The sequence below is a fragment of the Tenacibaculum sp. ZH5_bin.1 genome, assembly GCF_042865525.1.
Classification (GTDB): domain Bacteria; phylum Bacteroidota; class Bacteroidia; order Flavobacteriales; family Flavobacteriaceae; genus Polaribacter; species Polaribacter mesophilus.
The window spans coordinates 397664-413657 of the sequence record NZ_JBEGIO010000001.1 but is presented as its reverse complement, the minus strand read 5'-3'; the positions used below and the strand labels follow the sequence as shown (position 1 = coordinate 413657).

Sequence of the window (15994 nt, the reverse complement as noted above, 5' to 3'; positions counted from 1 at the left end):
ACTAATTTACAAGTTGTGCTAACTCTTTTCCTACTAAACTTCCTATAGCAACTCCCATTCCTCCTAATCGTACACCACAAAACACATTATTTGAAAGCTGTTTTACAATCGCTTTTTTCTGATTTCCAACCCCCATAATTCCACTCCAGCGATGTTCTATTTCAACTTTAGTATTCGGTAAAATTGTTGTTTTTAAAATTTCTTCTAATTTGTTTTGAATAAGCAATGTTTGTCCAAACTCATCAGTTTCTTCACCTTTAAAATCCAAATTTCTTCCTCCTCCAAACAAAATTCTATTATCAATATTTCTAAAATAATAATATCCTTTATCTAGGTGAAAAGTTCCTTTTATATGTAAATTTTCAATCGGTTTCGTAATTAATACCTGTGCTCGTGCAGGTTGTACATTTTCTTTCAATAATTTATTTGCAAATCCGTTGGTAGCAATGAATAATTTTTTAGTAGTAAACTCAATCTGATTCGTTTTTACTTCTACTTCATCGTTGTTTTCTATAAATTCTTTAACTTGAATATTATTGATAATTTTTATTCCTGAAGACAATGTCTTTTTTAACAAATTAGCCGCCATTTTACCAGTATCTATTTGCCCTTCAAACTGGTTGGTTATATATTGTTGATGAATATTTTGAAACCCAAACTTGTTATCATCAACCGAAAAAACATCCTTAGAAAACAACGGCTTTAAAAGCTCATTTATCGATGTTTTTTGCTCTAAACACGATTCGTATAATTCTGTTGTTAAGAACAATTCATATCCTTTATTTTGTTGAAAATCTATGTTTTTATCGCCCAGTGTGGTGCGTAAAAGCTGTAAACCTTGCCAACGTTTTTTTACCAAGCTAAAAACCTCTTCTTCGGTATGTGTATTTAAATCATCTATCAGTTCAGATAAACTTCCAAAACAAGCAAAACCTGCATTTTTAGTGCTGGCTCCTTGTGGTAACACTCCTTTTTCTAAAACTAGAATTTTTGCCTTGGGGTATTTTTCTCTTAATTGTAATGCACAATTTAACCCCACAATTCCACTTCCTACTACAGTAAAATCAACATTTGTAAACCACTCTTTTAGTTCCCAGTAACTGAAATTCAACTTCATATAAATCTGATTATATTTGTGACTTGGCACACTCCTTGAATGTCTAAATTTAAACATTAAAAAACAACTCTATGAAATTAATTGGAATCTTAATTTTAGCTCTAAGCTTTACGAAATGCGCAAGTGTAAAAATGGAGAACAATCATCCTTTCAAAATAGAATCTGCAAGTTATTCTCATGTAACAGGAGGTGTAAAAGGTAGTTATAACTCTACTAACTTGATTATTAATTTTACTGCTGAGAAGCCAGTTGACTTTCAAAAAGTATATTTTCAAAATAGGATTACCAAAGCTGTTGTTGAGCAACATAACGATAAACAATACATTGCTGCTCGTTATAAAACCTCATCTAATGAGTTAAATGATCTTATTTTACATGCTGATCCTAAAAAAGAGTTTGGTAACACTCCTGCAGAAGAATTTCCTTTTGAATTAAAAGAAAATGAAGCAATGGTTTCTTATATTATTGAAGAGAAAACACACTACGTTAAAATAGAAAACATTATAAAAAAAGATAAGGTCTTTATGCAATAAAAACCTTAGTATAGAATAACTTTAAACACCTCAAAAAAGAGGTGTTTTTTATTTTTGGCACGTAATTTGAAAACCTATAAGCATAACCATAAAATGAATGCTTATGAAACGTATAAAATTACTTTTAATACTACTTATTGGTGGTGTAACACTTACGTCATGTGTTGTAAGAAATGAAATTGTAGATGATGGTTTTTCTTTAAACGAATATATTTCAAGTTATGATTTATGGTATGTAGATTATCACAGAACAACTGGTAGTGGCGAAGTTCCTTTTTTATCAAGAGCTTTTACTATTTCTTTTTTAAACGGAATCATGTATGCAAATAATAATATTGTTGATATTGGTAAAACAGGAAATGGTTTAGGTATAGCTGTTGGTAACTATGGTACACACGGAACAATTTTAGAAACGCGTCATGATATAGATGGATATTTTGAATTTGATGTAGTACAACTTTCTAATAACGAAATTAGAATTGATGATTTATCACAAAATGTAAGTTATTATCTAGTAGGGTATCAAACAGATACATTTGATTATAACATGTTGTTTTATGAAAATATTGAGTATTTCTTACAAGAATTTAAAGCTTGGGAAAGAACTGATGAAACTGGAGGTACTCCAAATCCTTTTGATAACGAGCATTATCTAAAATTTACCCATAAAAATGATGTGACATTCTATTCATCACATGACCCTTTTGGCACAAATGTTGATTATATAAACTGGGATTTTGAAGGAAGTTATATTGTTAGAAATGTTATAGGAGAAAACAATCTAAAATATTTAACACTTAATTATGATAACGGAGATACTGAAGAGTTTGATTTAACCGTTATAAATGACAAAACAATACGATTAAAGCACGTAAGTTCAAGAACAACATATATTTTTTCTGGTATAGAATTTATCCAGTATTTAAAAGCAGAAAAAACAAGTACTACAAAACCAGCTGTAAGGAGTAGCGGTAGAAAACGTACTAAAATAAAAAGAGAAACAGTTCCTAAAAGGAAATAAAAATAAAGTTTGGTTAGTTGATTTTTGGTTGGTGTAGTAGCCAACTAAAAGAAACCGCTCCGCTAGGGGCGGTTTTTCATTTTATAATGGTGGCTTAACATAAAAAATATTACCTTTATACAAAACAAAAAACCATGCAACAAACTGCTTTAATTACTGGAGCAACCTCAGGTATTGGTAAGGCAACCGCTCAACTTTTTTCTAAAAATAACATCAACTTAATTCTTTGTGGTAGACGTGTTGAAAAGCTACAAAAACTGCAACAAGAATTATCAAAATTTACCAAAGTACATATACTTCAGTTTGATGTTCGTTATAACGAAGAAGTACAAAATGCGATCAATAGTTTACCTGACGAATTTAAACATATTGATATTCTTATTAACAATGCTGGAAATGCTCATGGATTAGATAGCATTCAAAATGGAAATATTGACGATTGGGACGCTATGATTGACGGAAACGTTAAAGGCTTATTATACATTTCAAAAGCTATTATTCCTCAAATGGTAGAACGAAACAATGGTTTCATTGTAAATATTGGCTCTATCGCAGGAAAAGATGTGTATCCTAACGGAAATGTGTATTGTGCGTCAAAGTTCGCTGTAAACGCTTTAAATAAAGGAATGCGTATTGATTTGAATCAACACAACATTCGCGTATGTGCCATTCACCCAGGATTGGTAGAAACTGAGTTTTCTGATGTTCGTTTTAAAGGAGATTCCGAAAGAGCTAAAACTGTATATCAAGGATACAAAGCACTACAACCTGAAGATATAGCAGATATTATTCACTTTGTAGTTACTCGTCCGTATCATGTAAATATTGAAGATTTAATTGTATACCCTACAGCGCAAGCTAGTGCAACTATTGTGAACAAAAACGCTTAAGTTGTGATTAACAAACGTCTTTTAATTAAAAACTTACTGTCTCATAACGACGAGAATAGTTTTTATGATAAAAAACAAAAATTATCCTTTGGTTCTAAAGAAGGAAAAGCTAAGTTTATAAAACACGTTTGTGCACTTTCTAATTCAAACCCTAACAACAACTCATATATTGTTATTGGTATTGAGGATGAAGAAAATAAAATTATAGGAGTTGATTTTTATGATGATAGCAAAATTCAAAATTTGGTAAATGCTTATCTGAATAATCCACCAAAAATAGAATATGAAAATGTTCCTTTTCCACGTTTACAACGCCACAAAGTAATTGGATTAGTAACTATTTATCCTACCAAATTAATTACCTCTTTAGCCAAAAATGTCTGGAAATATCGTAAAGGAACTATTTTTTATCGTAGAGGTAGTAATTCTATGCCTGCTGAAGAAGGTTTTATTTTAAAGAATAACAACAAAGCTATTGTTGAAGCCATTGAAAAAAACGCAAGTAACAATATTCAACTTACCCTTGATGGCGTTTTCGACTTTATTAATAGGCACAAACCAGAATATAATCCGCAATACAAAGTATTTAACGAACAGTTTGTGCTTTGTTGGGCAGGAAAAAAGAAAATTATAAATAATGAAGCGTTTTTTACTCGTGTTGATATTGAGTTGGTAAACGAACAAGTACGTTTGTTTTTTTCTTCGTTAGATGATGTACAAATTAGTTACAACGAACAGTCTTTTATTATCACCGAATACATTGTTTTAGGGATTGATAAGAGTGAAAAACGCTATCCGTTAGAAAAAACCATTATTAACTTTAAAGATAACGGAAAGCATGATATTGTTACGGAATTTTTATTTGAAGCTCCTCAATACCATAACGATATTTTACAACTTATTTATGATAATAATAATAGTATTGTCGCTAAAATTATGAACGACAAACCTCTTTCTGTTATTGAACATGAAGATGTATATCGACTACCTACTACCTATCTAATCTGTTATTTAAATGGATTTGAAATTGCTCCTCTACAACTTAAAAAAGCAAAAAATTATATCAAAAACTTAGAAGATAAAACTACCTATATTAAATACAAAGAAGCTATGCGAGTAATACGAAAAGTAAAATATCATTAAGAGATTTTTAAGACCTTATCTTAAATAATTGTTAAGTGTCTGTTTTTGGTGAAACGTTTTGTTTTAATAGGCGTCTTTTAGCTGTAACCTAATCATAAAAACACAACATCATGAAAAAATTAATTTTATCAGCTTTAGCAATTACTTTATCCTTCGGAACTATTACTGCTACTTCAACTCCATATGAAACACCTGTTAAAACTAACCTAGAATACCCTAATGTAAGTACTTTTTGTAAATTAATTAGAGCTGGAAACTTTGAGGCTGTAAAAGCTATGGTTGAAAACGGAACAGATATTAACAGAAAGTCTACAGGACTAACTCCTTTAATGTTTGCTGCTAGATATAACAAAGCAGATATTGTTCAATTATTAATTGATAACGGAGCAAAATTAAAAACAAAGTCTGAAAGAGGATATACTGCCTTAGAATATGCTAAAATGTCAAAAGCACATGAGTCTTATAAAGTTATTGCTAAAGCTTTAGGAAAGTAATATAACCAAGACTTTGAGTCGACCTAGTATAGGTTGATAGTTTTTATAAAGTATTAATTTAGATCTTTGAAATTTAGCTTCAAAGATCTTTTAGTATAAGCTATACTGATTCTTTTACAAGTTTGTTTAAATCTTTACATTTATAAATAAAGAATTCTTAATAAATATTAATACAAATAATGTTAGAATGATGAAAAATACGAAGTAAAGAGTTGATATTGTATAATACAAAAGAACGTATTTATCATATGAAATGCTAATACCTACATAAAACAATAAGCAAAATAAAATTAGAATAAAAACAAAATACAGATAAGACAACTTTCTTATCTGTATTTTAATTATTTCTAATTCTAGAAAATAGTAACGCTTTAATACGGTTAAGTTTTATTTTTATCCTTTAAAGCTAGCTTTTAAGAACTCTGAGTTCATACGAGCAATGTTTTCTAAAGAAATTCCTTTCGGGCATTCAATTTCACAAGCTCCAGTATTAGTACAGTTACCAAAACCTTCTAAATCCATTTGAGCAACCATGTTTTTAACACGCTCAGTCGCTTCAACCTGTCCTTGAGGTAATAAAGCATATTGAGATACTTTTGCTCCAACAAATAACATGGCAGATGAGTTTTTACAAGTAGCAACACAAGCACCACAACCAATACATGTGGCAGCATCCATTGCTTTATCAGCATTTTCTTTAGGAACCAAGATAGCATTGGCATCTGTGGTGTTTCCTGATGTGTTTACTGAAATATAACCGCCTGCTTGTTGAATTCTTTCAAAAGAACCTCTATCAACCACTAAATCTTTAATTACTGGAAAAGCAGCAGCTCTAAATGGTTCAATTGTAATAGTATCTCCATCGTTAAACATACGCATGTGCAACTGACATGTAGTTACTCCACGATCTGGTCCGTGTGCTTCACCGTTAATATACATTGAACACATTCCGCAGATTCCTTCACGACAGTCGTGGTCGAATGCTACAGGCTCTTCACCAGCATTAACTAATTGTTCGTTTAATACGTCCATCATTTCTAAGAAAGACATATGCTCAGAAATATCGGTCACCTTATATTCGACCATTTTTCCTTTATCACTTGCGTTTTTTTGACGCCAAATTTTAAGTGTTAAATTCATAATTCTCTCTTATTTGTATGAACGTTGTTTTAATTCAATATCGTTAAACTCTAATTCTTCTTTGTGTAATACAGCATCAGCTGGCTCTCCTTTATACTCCCATGCAGCTACATAAGCAAAGTTTGCATCATCACGTTTTGCTTCTCCTTTTTGAGGTCCGTCTAATTCAACAGACTCTTCTCTAAAGTGTCCTCCACAAGATTCAGTTCTGTTTAAGGCATCTTTAGCAAATAATTCTCCTAACTCTAAGAAATCAGCTACTCTTCCAGCTTTTTCTAATTCTGGGTTCATTTCATTAGCCTCTCCAGGAACTTTTACGTTTTTCCAGAAATCTTCACGTAACTCTTTAATTTCAGCCATCGCTTCTTTTAAACCTTTTTCGTTACGTGCCATTCCACATTTTTCCCACATAATTTTTCCTAATTTTTTGTGGTAGTAATCTACAGAATGCTCTCCTTTATTGTTAATGAAGAAATTAATACGATCTTTAACCGCTTTTTCAGCTTCTTCAAATTCTTTAGTTTCTGTTGAAATTTTACCTGTACGGATATCATTAGATAAATAATCACCAATTGTATAAGGTAACACGAAGTATCCGTCAGCTAAACCTTGCATTAATGCAGAAGCCCCTAAACGGTTGGCACCGTGATCAGAGAAGTTTGCTTCACCAATAGCATAACAACCATCAATAGTAGTCATTAAGTTATAATCTACCCAAATTCCACCCATGGTGTAGTGAGTTGCAGGATAAATCATCATTGGTGTTTTGTAAGGATTGTCATCTACAATCTTTTCATACATTTGGAATAAGTTCCCGTACTTAGCTTCTACTATTTTTTCACCTTCAGCAATAATTTTCTCTTGTGAAGGGTTTTTAATTCCATGTAATTTACATTGCTCTTTACCGTAACGCTCAATAGCTGATTTAAAATCTAAGTAAACAGCTTCACCAGTAGCATTTACACCATAACCAGCATCACAACGCTCTTTTGCAGCACGAGAAGCCACATCTCGAGGTACTAAGTTACCAAAGGCAGGATATCTTCTTTCTAAGTAGTAATCTCTATCTTCTTCAGCAATTTGAGTTGGTTTTAATTTTCCTTCTCTAATAGCTAATACATCTTCCATTTTCTTAGGAACCCAAATACGACCATCGTTACGTAACGATTCAGACATTAGGGTTAGTTTAGACTGATAGTCTCCTGAACGTGGAATACAAGTTGGGTGAATTTGCGTATAACAAGGGTTCGCAAAGAAAGCTCCTTTTTTGTGAACTTTCCAAGCAGCAGTTGCGTTAGATCCCATTGCGTTAGTTGATAAGAAATATACATTTCCGTATCCACCAGAAGCAATTACTACTGCATGTGCAGAGTGACGCTCAATTTCACCAGTAACTAAGTTACGAGCTATAATACCACGAGCTTTTCCATCAACAATAACCAAATCTAACATTTCATGGCGATTGAACATTTCAATCTTACCACGAGCAATTTGACGGTTCATTGCAGAATATGCTCCTAATAATAACTGCTGACCAGTTTGACCTTTCGCGTAGAAGGTACGAGATACTAATACTCCACCAAACGAACGGTTATCTAATTGACCACCATAATCACGTGCAAAAGGAACTCCTTGAGCCACACATTGGTCAATAATATTTGCAGAAACCTCAGCTAAACGATAAACGTTTGCTTCACGAGAACGGTAATCTCCACCTTTTACTGTATCATAAAATAAACGGTAAAAAGAATCACCATCACCTTGATAGTTTTTTGCTGCGTTAATACCACCTTGTGCTGCAATAGAGTGTGCACGACGAGGTGAATCTTGGTAAGCAAAAGCTTTAACGTTATATCCTAATTCTGCTAACGTTGCAGAAGCAGAACCACCCGCTAAACCAGTACCCACTACAATAACGTCAATTAAACGTTTGTTAGCAGGGTTTACCAAGTCAATTTTATCTTTATAAGTTGTCCATTTATCTTTTAATGGACCTTTTGGAATTTTTGAATCTAAAGTTGCCATACTTGTTGCGTATTAGTGATTGAAATGATGAAATAATGCAATAATTACGAATCCTAACGGAATTAAGATTGCGTAAAGCTTACCAAAAGTTTTCAATCCTTTAGTATATTTATTATTTGCTCCCACAGATTGGAAAGCAGAATTAAATCCGTGTAATAAATGTAATGCTAAGAAAACAAAAGCAATTACATAAGCACCAACTCTAATTGGGCTTAAAAACTTGTGCTGTAGTTCGTGGAAGTATCTAAACTCACCATCGTGTAAACCACTCCAGTCACCTTGAATAAATTTGGTGTTGATTTCTGGAAACCAAAAATCGATAAAGTGTAATACAATAAAAGCTAAAATAGCAGCACCACTGTAAATCATGTTTCTACTCATCCAAGTAGAGTTTGCAGCTCCATTATTTTTAGCATAGCTAACCTTACGAGCACTTTTGTTTTTAATTTCTAAGACGAATCCCATTACAAAGTGAAATACCACACCAAATATTAAAATTGGTTGCATTACATATTGAATTAACGGGTTTGTTCCCATAAAGTGCGACAGTTTGTTAAATGTAGCTCCGTTATCTGGAAAAATCGAAGTAATGTTAATTGCAAAATGTTGTAATAAGAAAAACATCAGGAAGAATGCCGAAAGTGCCATGGCAAACTTTCTTCCGATAGAAGATTTTAGTAATCCGCTCATTATTTTGTTTATTGATTAAATAATAGCACAAATTTAAGAGGATGACAGTACTTGAACAAACTTTACGAATTGTTTTCTTAAATATTTAGAATGGGTTTAAATAGTGATTTAAGAAAACAGTTTTTTTGATATTTGTAGAGGAAAAAATGAGAGTGAATTTAAGCTTTTTTTGATGTATGGGGTTTCAAAAACCGTATTTTCTAAATGTTAAATTTACTCTTGGGTTTAAATATTCAGGGTTTTCGGGTAGGCTGTGTTCGTAGTATTCTTGACAATCTTTTTTCATAACTAATAAACTTCCATGCTCCAGAAGTATATTGTTTTCAATCATCGTTTTATTTTCTCGAAGATAAAACATACGTTCTTCACCTAAACTAAGGGAAGGAATAATATCAGTATTTCCAAAAGCAACTTTATCTGAATGATAATCAATGCCAGAATTTCCATTAGGATAATAAATACATACACAAGTTTTAAATTCTTGTCTAGTGTGTTCTTCAACTTGCTTTTTTAAAGGAAGCATATATTTTGGCCATATCATAGTGTTTCCCCAAGCTGATTTTTGAAAAACATTTTTCTCCATTAAATCAGGGTCAATAAACATTAATTTACCAAAGTTGTATTTAATTACCTTATCAGATGAAAGTCTCATTTCCATCATATTTGTAAGTTCAGACAGGCTTATTAATTGTTTAAATAACTCTGTAGCATCTTTTTCAGTTAAAAAATTAGGGCTGTAACTGATAACATTATTAAGGCTGGTTGACATTTTATATTATTCGTTGATGGTTAGGTTCATTATTGATGCCAGTTCTTCAGGTTTTTCAAGAGGAACCATATGACCACAATTTTTAATCATTACGTATGTTCCTCTTTCAGTTTTATTGGCAAACTCTTTTAGTTTTTTTGGGTTGATAAGCGCATCATTTTCGGCAGCAATAAAAAAGATAGGGATGTTTAAATTTAAAACTTCTTGTGAAATATTTAATCTAGTTGAAGTTGCTTTTAACTGACGAAGTAGTACGTCTTTTCCTAAATCGGCATCCATTTTTTTAATAACAGAAATAATTTCGGAATTACGGTGATTATCTGGGTGTAAAAACTGTTGAATTCTTGCTTGAGAGATTCCTTTGTAGGTGTGTTTTTCTAAAAAGTCAATAGTGCTTTTTCTTAGTTGAATTTCTGAATCACTCAATACATCAGTATTGGCAGCAACTACAACTAACTTTTTTACTTTTTCAGGATAATGAGCACTAAAGTTCATAGCGGAAAACCCACCTAAAGAAAACCCAATGATAGTGGCTGGTTCTTCAACGTGATTCAGTATCATTTGATTAATTTCCTCAAAAGAATTAGCAGGAGTAATATCAATATGGACTGGCAATATGTTTTTTAGTTTAGGAAAAACATATTGCCATAAATCTACCGTACACATGGTACCTGAAATTACATATACTTTTTGCATTTATCTATTATAATTAGAACTAACCAAACATTTGTTATTCTTCCACTTGCCGATTAATGTTTTTTTAGGAATTATCTCATTATTACAAGTTAGAAAATTACCGTTTTTATCTTTTTTAATAATTTTTAATTTTCCTTGATGAATGGCGTTGATTACTCTGTAAATCAATCCCCTTTTAGGAAGGTTGTTGCCCTTTTTGGATAAAGTTAAACCAACTTCGTTGTTAAATAAATCCATATCAGAAGAAATTTGATCAGGAATAACACCATCTTCTAACTTTCGTTCTTTGTAGGTTTTGTAGTTGTCTTTTTCGTGAGCTTTGCCAAGTGAACGAGCAGCATTTTCACCAATTGATTGTTTTAATAAAGCCATCCAAAAAGCATGACGAAATGCATCTACTTGTCCACCAGCATGATCGCTATCTAACAAGGGAGAAACTCTTAGAGAGTCACTTACTCTTGATGCTTCACGTGAAACAATAAAAGCTTTTTTTGCTTTAAAAGGATGGAGTAGTACCCATGTTTTTTGAGCTCCTTGTAATTTTTTAAATTGTTGCCAGTTGGATTGTGCAGTGGTATAAAAAGGCAGTAAAAGAACTAAAAAAAGCAGTTTTTTAAGCATAAAAATTAATTTTTACTGCTAATTTGCTCTTCTAATTCAACAATTTTACTTTCTAAATCGTGTAATCTATCATAAACATCAACAGGTTCAGGCATTTGTTTAGAGGCGAACATAGTTACATACCAAACTTCCATAATTTCCTCAGCATTTATGGTATAAGTAGGGTAGTTACCATCTTTATTATCACTTTTTAAAATAAGTTTACCTCTTTCTTCTATTCTATTAATTACACGTTTTAAAACAATACCATCATTTTTACTTACAATTATATATACACGACCATCTTTAATATCATGTAAATTCTCAACATACTTTCCAAAAACTAAATCTCCATCAAAAAAAGTACGCACCATAGAGTTTCCTTGTACTTCAAAACAACGAAAGGTGCCATTGTTAAGATGAGGCATATTAAAAGAAGGAAGTTGTTCTATATAATTTGAATCTCCATAACCATTTAAATAACCAGCTCTTGCTTGTATAGGAACATAAACCACGTTTTCATTACCTGAAGAATTCACAGAAACAACCTGAGGAACTCCAGAATATGTTTGAATATCTGTAGATTTTGTTTTTAGCATTATATCACTTTTTCCAAATAAATAATCAGGATTAATGTTAAATTCATTAATAATAGAAGTAAGAACATCGTAACCAGGTTTTGTTTTTTTTCTACTACCGTCAGATTGAGGTCTCCCATTAATAATGCTATCTATAGTGGTTCCAGTAACACCTATTTTTTTTGAAAAAGAAAAGTTATTTAAGTTAAAAGCATCTCTAATTGCTGCTATTTTTTCGGAAATTCCCATAACATTTTATGTTTTTACATATTGCAAAAATAATTAAACTTTTGTTTGTTTAAATGTGTAATATGTTTTATGTTTGCCTCATTAATGAATTGCTAATATACAAAAAAATTGTAATAATCAAACATTTGTGTGGTTTTAGCGATTGTGTTTTTAAGATTTCAACTTGATTTTCTTCACTTTTTTGAAATCTATACTCGTTTATTCAAACATTTTTTTGAATAAAACAAAAATCAAGAAAAAAGAACTGTTAGAAAAGCAACTAAACAGGGCTCTTTTTGAGCTTGATTAAAAAATTAATTAAATTTTATAAAAATGAGTAAAAAACCAATCAAATCAAACCTATTTAGGTTTGTAACATTACGTAGTCCACAATTAATTGAAGACAAAGAAACTGGATTTGTTTCCTTTCCAGAAGAAAAAAAAGCAGAAAGTTTAGCTTTTCAAGCAGTACAAGGAGCGACCACAGACGAAGAAAGGAAAACAGCATTAAAAGGGGCTTACAGTACAAGTTTTACTCCGATAAATAGTAGGCTTGAAATTAAAAACTTACATCCAGAGTTGTATCAGTTTTCTGGGTGGTTAATGCGCAACAAGAATGTGCTATCGTATGCTAGTATTGAAGCTAATTTGAATGCAGCACAAGAACTTACTATAAACGAAGAGTTTGTGTTATGGGAAAATTTATTTCATCAAACAATTGACAAAGAGTTAGTTGCTGTAAGAGAAGCTTTGATACAAGTATTAGTAGCAAATAAGTTCTTAAAAGTGTTTCGTGCTTTTACGAATAGTTTTACGGAAGGTACAGAAGGGGAAATTGTTTTTACTGAAGAAAATGAAAAAGAATTTCTGCGTTTAGCGAATGCAAGTGTTATTGTACCTAAAGAGGTGATTATTGCTGCGCAAAATGAGTTTTCTTATACAGAACCCGTTATTTCAAAAAGCTCACAAGACTATATGCAATCTCAGTTAGAGGTAGCTTTAGCAAAAGACAGAATTCAATTACACGAAGCTGTATTAAAAGATTTAGACTACGCAGAAACGCTATATAGAAAGGCTGAGACAACACGTTACAAAACAGAACTCAAAGCTTACGACGCCACTATTGATCAATTACAAGAAGAGGCAATTTCTGAAATTCAAACAGTATTTTATGCAGACACAGGTTCTACAAGACAAATAAAAACGTATCCAGACTTACAATTGCCAAAGTTTGAGTTTGAAAGCGCTTTAGAGATTGATAGGGATGTAGCGACAACAAACTTATCTACAGAAACATTAAACATAATAAACTCTGATAGTTTAAGTGTATATGATACTTTTGATGAAGTAAAACCTATTTTAAGAGATCGAATTAAGAAGGATTATCAGTTAGTGTACGATGATACTCCTCAAGAGGCTCAAAAAGTGAGTGTAGGAGATACTACAGTAACGCTAAGCGCTATGAGAGGAACACAGTTGTATTCGTATTCAGGAAATATAAAACCAGCTGTTTTACTAGATAGGTTTGTGATGTCTATGAGTATAAATGTAGGGTATGCCAATGCATTTGTAAAAAGTGCAAGCTACCAATTACAAGATGCGCTTGGAAATATGATTACAGGAAGTGATGTAAGAAAACTATCAAGTACTGATAATTTATTAAACTTACAGTTTTTCTCTGGTGGAGAAGTTTTTACATTGGGAGAGAATACTTTTTCGGGAGAGGTAACATTAAGTAATGATGTTAAGATACAGTTTAGTTCATCAATATATATTACAGGGAATTCACCAAGTTTTGAGGATATATATGATCCTATTAAGTTAGGAGAGTTAGAGCGTTTTGGTGTGTATTCAGGAATTGGAACCAAAGTTATAGAAGGAAGTGAAACTGCTACAAATGAAAATACAGCGATAGATGCTGAAAATACTGTATTGTATGGAGTTTCTCAATTGGGAATTGCTGATTTTAGACGTGTGGAGCAAGAGGTGTGTTGTTATGTACCAGGTGAGGTGTCGCACATTGAAAACATCATGGCACGCGAATATAAAGAGCGTTCTACTAGAGATTTAAGAGTTTCAGAAACAACAACGGAAACAGCAACAGAAAAAGAAGTAGAAAACCTAACGGATACGACTTCTACTGAGCGCAATGAATTACAAAGTGAAGCGTCTTCTATTGTAAATAGCGATAGTGCTACTAGTTTTGGAGCGAATGCAAGTGTAAGTGGTGGTGGGAGTATTGGTCCAAAGTATAGTTTTGGTACAAACTTTAATTCCTCTTCTTCAAACTCAGTATCAAATTCTAATTTACAAGCACAAACGTATGCACAGGAAGTTACAGAAAGGGCTTTAGAGCGCGTGGTTCAAAAAATTAGTACCAAACGTACGTCTCGCATGTTACGTGAGTTTGAAGAGAATAATACTCATGGATTTGATAACCGTAAAGGAGATAAACATGTTACAGGAGTGTATCGTTGGGTAGATAAGATTTATAAAAATAAGTTGATAAATTATGGTAAGCGCTTAATGTATGAATTTGCCTTACCAGAACCTGCAAAGTTTTATATTGATTCATATTTAAAAAACAATAATGGAGACGAAAAGACAACAGAAGGGCTAATTATTCCTAAAAAACCAGTACACCCTAGTAAGTTGTCTAAAAAGATTGAAAAATCTTCTGATTTGAATGAAGGTAATTATGCTAATATTTTATCTCAATATGGAGTTGATTATATTGATTATCCTGAAAATGAGATTAATATAATGAAATCTTATAAGTTAGATTTTCAAGACTTAAAGGGCCAAGAAGGAAGTGTTATTGCTGATGAAATTGAAATTTCAGAAAATTATATTACAGAATCTTTTGAGGTGGTAGGTAATTTATACTCCCATGATTCAGGTAAAATTGGAGGGAGACTTCGTATAGCAGTAGGTAATACTATTCAGGAAAATGAAGTAAAAGGAGATACGAAATTCTCGTTTAAATCAGACGATAGTTTTTCAAGAGCAAAAAACTTATTAGCAGTTTCTGCCTCAAGCTTTGATTCATTAACGGGAAATTTTAACGTTGTTGTCAAGTGTATTAGAACAGAAGAAGCGTTAAAAAAATGGCAAAATGAAGCTTATAAAGCCATTGTGGAAGCATACAATGAACAAGTGTTAGCATATAATGACTTTATACAGTCTCAAAATCAAGAAAACAAACCTAATGAAAAGAAAAAAGAGTTGAGTTCTCAAATCAATCGTAGTATCGAAAAACGTGAGCTAAAACGTATTGCCGTAAGTTTAATGAAGCATAAAAATGTAGAGTTTGCTCGAGATAACTACGATGGTGAAAGTTCTAAAAACATTACAAGGACACCAGAATTCCAAACCCATGCTGAAACGGTTAAGTTTTTTGAACAAGCTTTTGATTGGGAGATTATGGCATATACTTTTTACCCATACTTTTATGCAGACAAAGGTGATTGGGATGCTAATTTTGAATATAACGAAGGTAGCGACCCTATTTTCCAAGCTTTTTTACAAAGTGGTATGGCAAGAGCCGTAGTACCAGTGCGTCCTGGTTTTGAAGAAATGGTAAACTGGTATATGAAAACGGGTGAAATTTGGAATGGTCAAGGTATGGTTACCGATATGGACGATGATTTATATGTTTCTGTTGCCGAAGAAATGCAAACTATTGAAGGTGAAGTAGAAGGCACTTGGGAAACCCGTGTGCCAACAACGTTAACTGTGTTACAAGCAGATTCTGTAGTATTAAATGAAGGAGGTTTGCCGTGTAATCCAGACTGTGAAGGTCAAGGCTTATTTGATGTAAGTACTTATAAGATAGGACAGGGACCTGATGGTGTAGATTACGATATTGTAGGCGAGACCAACAATGTAGCATAAGTGCAGTAAAAATGTTTGTTAAACAAACATTTTTCTATACACACAGTCACAAACCTCACCCTATATTTTTTTACGTCATTGCGAAAAAAATGAAGCAATCTATGTATCAAGAGTTTTAAACTTAAAGGATTGCCAAGTATAGCTCGTAATAACACTTCTCTTCTCTTTGCTTTAAA

Annotated in this window: 14 protein-coding genes; 6 read left to right on the top strand and 8 right to left on the bottom strand. The window is 32.2% G+C overall.

Annotation, left to right across the window (positions count from 1 at the left end; all coding sequences use genetic code 11):
* Position 1 precedes the first annotated feature (1 nt).
* Positions 2–1111: an FAD-binding oxidoreductase gene (locus ABHQ57_RS01895; RefSeq protein WP_159488762.1), complete on the bottom strand. Its 1110-nt coding sequence runs from the start codon at positions 1109–1111 to the stop codon at positions 2–4.
* Positions 1112–1188: 77 nt separating this feature from the next.
* On the opposite strand from ABHQ57_RS01895, the gene ABHQ57_RS01890 reads away from it, so the two are divergent.
* From ABHQ57_RS01890 to ABHQ57_RS01870, 5 genes are all read left to right on the top strand, one after another.
* Positions 1189–1650, top strand: a complete 462-nt coding sequence (locus tag ABHQ57_RS01890) for a hypothetical protein (RefSeq protein WP_167712577.1) — start codon at positions 1189–1191, stop codon at positions 1648–1650.
* A 103-nt stretch (positions 1651–1753) separates the two neighbouring features.
* Positions 1754–2671 (top strand): hypothetical protein, encoded by a 918-nt coding sequence (locus ABHQ57_RS01885; RefSeq protein WP_167712576.1) that lies wholly within the window; start codon positions 1754–1756, stop codon positions 2669–2671.
* Positions 2672–2805: 134 nt separating this feature from the next.
* Positions 2806–3561 carry an SDR family NAD(P)-dependent oxidoreductase gene (locus ABHQ57_RS01880; protein WP_159488744.1) on the top strand — a complete coding sequence of 252 codons (756 nt, stop codon included), beginning with the start codon at positions 2806–2808 and terminating at the stop codon, positions 3559–3561.
* A 3-nt stretch (positions 3562–3564) separates the two neighbouring features.
* Positions 3565–4704: an ATP-binding protein gene (locus ABHQ57_RS01875; RefSeq protein ID WP_073182386.1), complete on the top strand. Its 1140-nt coding sequence runs from the start codon at positions 3565–3567 to the stop codon at positions 4702–4704.
* Between the two features lie 110 nt (positions 4705–4814).
* Positions 4815–5198: an ankyrin repeat domain-containing protein gene (locus tag ABHQ57_RS01870; protein WP_047788101.1), complete on the top strand. Its 384-nt coding sequence runs from the start codon at positions 4815–4817 to the stop codon at positions 5196–5198.
* 393 nt (positions 5199–5591) lie between these two features.
* Here ABHQ57_RS01870 and ABHQ57_RS01865 read toward each other — a convergent pair whose 3' ends face one another.
* From ABHQ57_RS01865 to ABHQ57_RS01835, 7 genes are all read right to left on the bottom strand, one after another.
* Positions 5592–6338, bottom strand: coding sequence for a succinate dehydrogenase/fumarate reductase iron-sulfur subunit (locus ABHQ57_RS01865; RefSeq protein ID WP_073182387.1), 747 nt, complete (start codon positions 6336–6338; stop codon positions 5592–5594).
* 9 nt (positions 6339–6347) lie between these two features.
* Complete coding sequence (locus tag ABHQ57_RS01860; RefSeq protein WP_167712575.1) at positions 6348–8363, bottom strand: fumarate reductase/succinate dehydrogenase flavoprotein subunit; 2016 nt, start codon at positions 8361–8363, stop codon at positions 6348–6350.
* A gap of 12 nt (positions 8364–8375) precedes the next feature.
* Complete coding sequence (locus ABHQ57_RS01855; protein WP_073182389.1) at positions 8376–9053, bottom strand: succinate dehydrogenase cytochrome b subunit; 678 nt, start codon at positions 9051–9053, stop codon at positions 8376–8378.
* A gap of 184 nt (positions 9054–9237) precedes the next feature.
* Positions 9238–9822 carry an alpha-ketoglutarate-dependent dioxygenase AlkB gene (locus tag ABHQ57_RS01850; protein ID WP_167712574.1) on the bottom strand — a complete coding sequence of 195 codons (585 nt, stop codon included), beginning with the start codon at positions 9820–9822 and terminating at the stop codon, positions 9238–9240.
* Between the two features lie 6 nt (positions 9823–9828).
* Positions 9829–10518, bottom strand: a complete 690-nt coding sequence (locus ABHQ57_RS01845) for an alpha/beta fold hydrolase (protein ID WP_167712573.1) — start codon at positions 10516–10518, stop codon at positions 9829–9831.
* Complete coding sequence (locus tag ABHQ57_RS01840; RefSeq protein WP_167712572.1) at positions 10519–11139, bottom strand: DUF6973 domain-containing protein; 621 nt, start codon at positions 11137–11139, stop codon at positions 10519–10521. It lies immediately after the preceding gene.
* A 5-nt stretch (positions 11140–11144) separates the two neighbouring features.
* Positions 11145–11945: a LexA family transcriptional regulator gene (locus ABHQ57_RS01835; protein ID WP_167712571.1), complete on the bottom strand. Its 801-nt coding sequence runs from the start codon at positions 11943–11945 to the stop codon at positions 11145–11147.
* A gap of 312 nt (positions 11946–12257) precedes the next feature.
* On the opposite strand from ABHQ57_RS01835, the gene ABHQ57_RS01830 reads away from it, so the two are divergent.
* Positions 12258–15818: a hypothetical protein gene (locus tag ABHQ57_RS01830; RefSeq protein WP_167712570.1), complete on the top strand. Its 3561-nt coding sequence runs from the start codon at positions 12258–12260 to the stop codon at positions 15816–15818.
* Positions 15819–15994 lie beyond the last annotated feature (176 nt).

Excerpts from the sequence above, each read along its gene's own strand:
- ABHQ57_RS01890 (WP_167712577.1), top strand. The coding sequence starts at position 1,189 with ATGAAATTAATTGGAATCTTAATTTTAGCTCTAAGCTTTACGAAATGC.
- ABHQ57_RS01830 (WP_167712570.1), top strand. The coding sequence starts at position 12,258 with ATGAGTAAAAAACCAATCAAATCAAACCTATTTAGGTTTGTAACATTA.
- ABHQ57_RS01865 (WP_073182387.1), bottom strand. The coding sequence starts at position 6,338 with ATGAATTTAACACTTAAAATTTGGCGTCAAAAAAACGCAAGTGATAAA.
- ABHQ57_RS01860 (WP_167712575.1), bottom strand. The coding sequence starts at position 8,363 with ATGGCAACTTTAGATTCAAAAATTCCAAAAGGTCCATTAAAAGATAAA.
- ABHQ57_RS01835 (WP_167712571.1), bottom strand. The coding sequence starts at position 11,945 with ATGGGAATTTCCGAAAAAATAGCAGCAATTAGAGATGCTTTTAACTTA.
- ABHQ57_RS01880 (WP_159488744.1), top strand. The coding sequence starts at position 2,806 with ATGCAACAAACTGCTTTAATTACTGGAGCAACCTCAGGTATTGGTAAG.
- ABHQ57_RS01870 (WP_047788101.1), top strand. The coding sequence starts at position 4,815 with ATGAAAAAATTAATTTTATCAGCTTTAGCAATTACTTTATCCTTCGGA.
- ABHQ57_RS01850 (WP_167712574.1), bottom strand. The coding sequence starts at position 9,822 with ATGTCAACCAGCCTTAATAATGTTATCAGTTACAGCCCTAATTTTTTA.
- ABHQ57_RS01885 (WP_167712576.1), top strand. The coding sequence starts at position 1,754 with ATGAAACGTATAAAATTACTTTTAATACTACTTATTGGTGGTGTAACA.
- ABHQ57_RS01845 (WP_167712573.1), bottom strand. The coding sequence starts at position 10,518 with ATGCAAAAAGTATATGTAATTTCAGGTACCATGTGTACGGTAGATTTA.
- ABHQ57_RS01855 (WP_073182389.1), bottom strand. The coding sequence starts at position 9,053 with ATGAGCGGATTACTAAAATCTTCTATCGGAAGAAAGTTTGCCATGGCA.
- ABHQ57_RS01840 (WP_167712572.1), bottom strand. The coding sequence starts at position 11,139 with ATGCTTAAAAAACTGCTTTTTTTAGTTCTTTTACTGCCTTTTTATACC.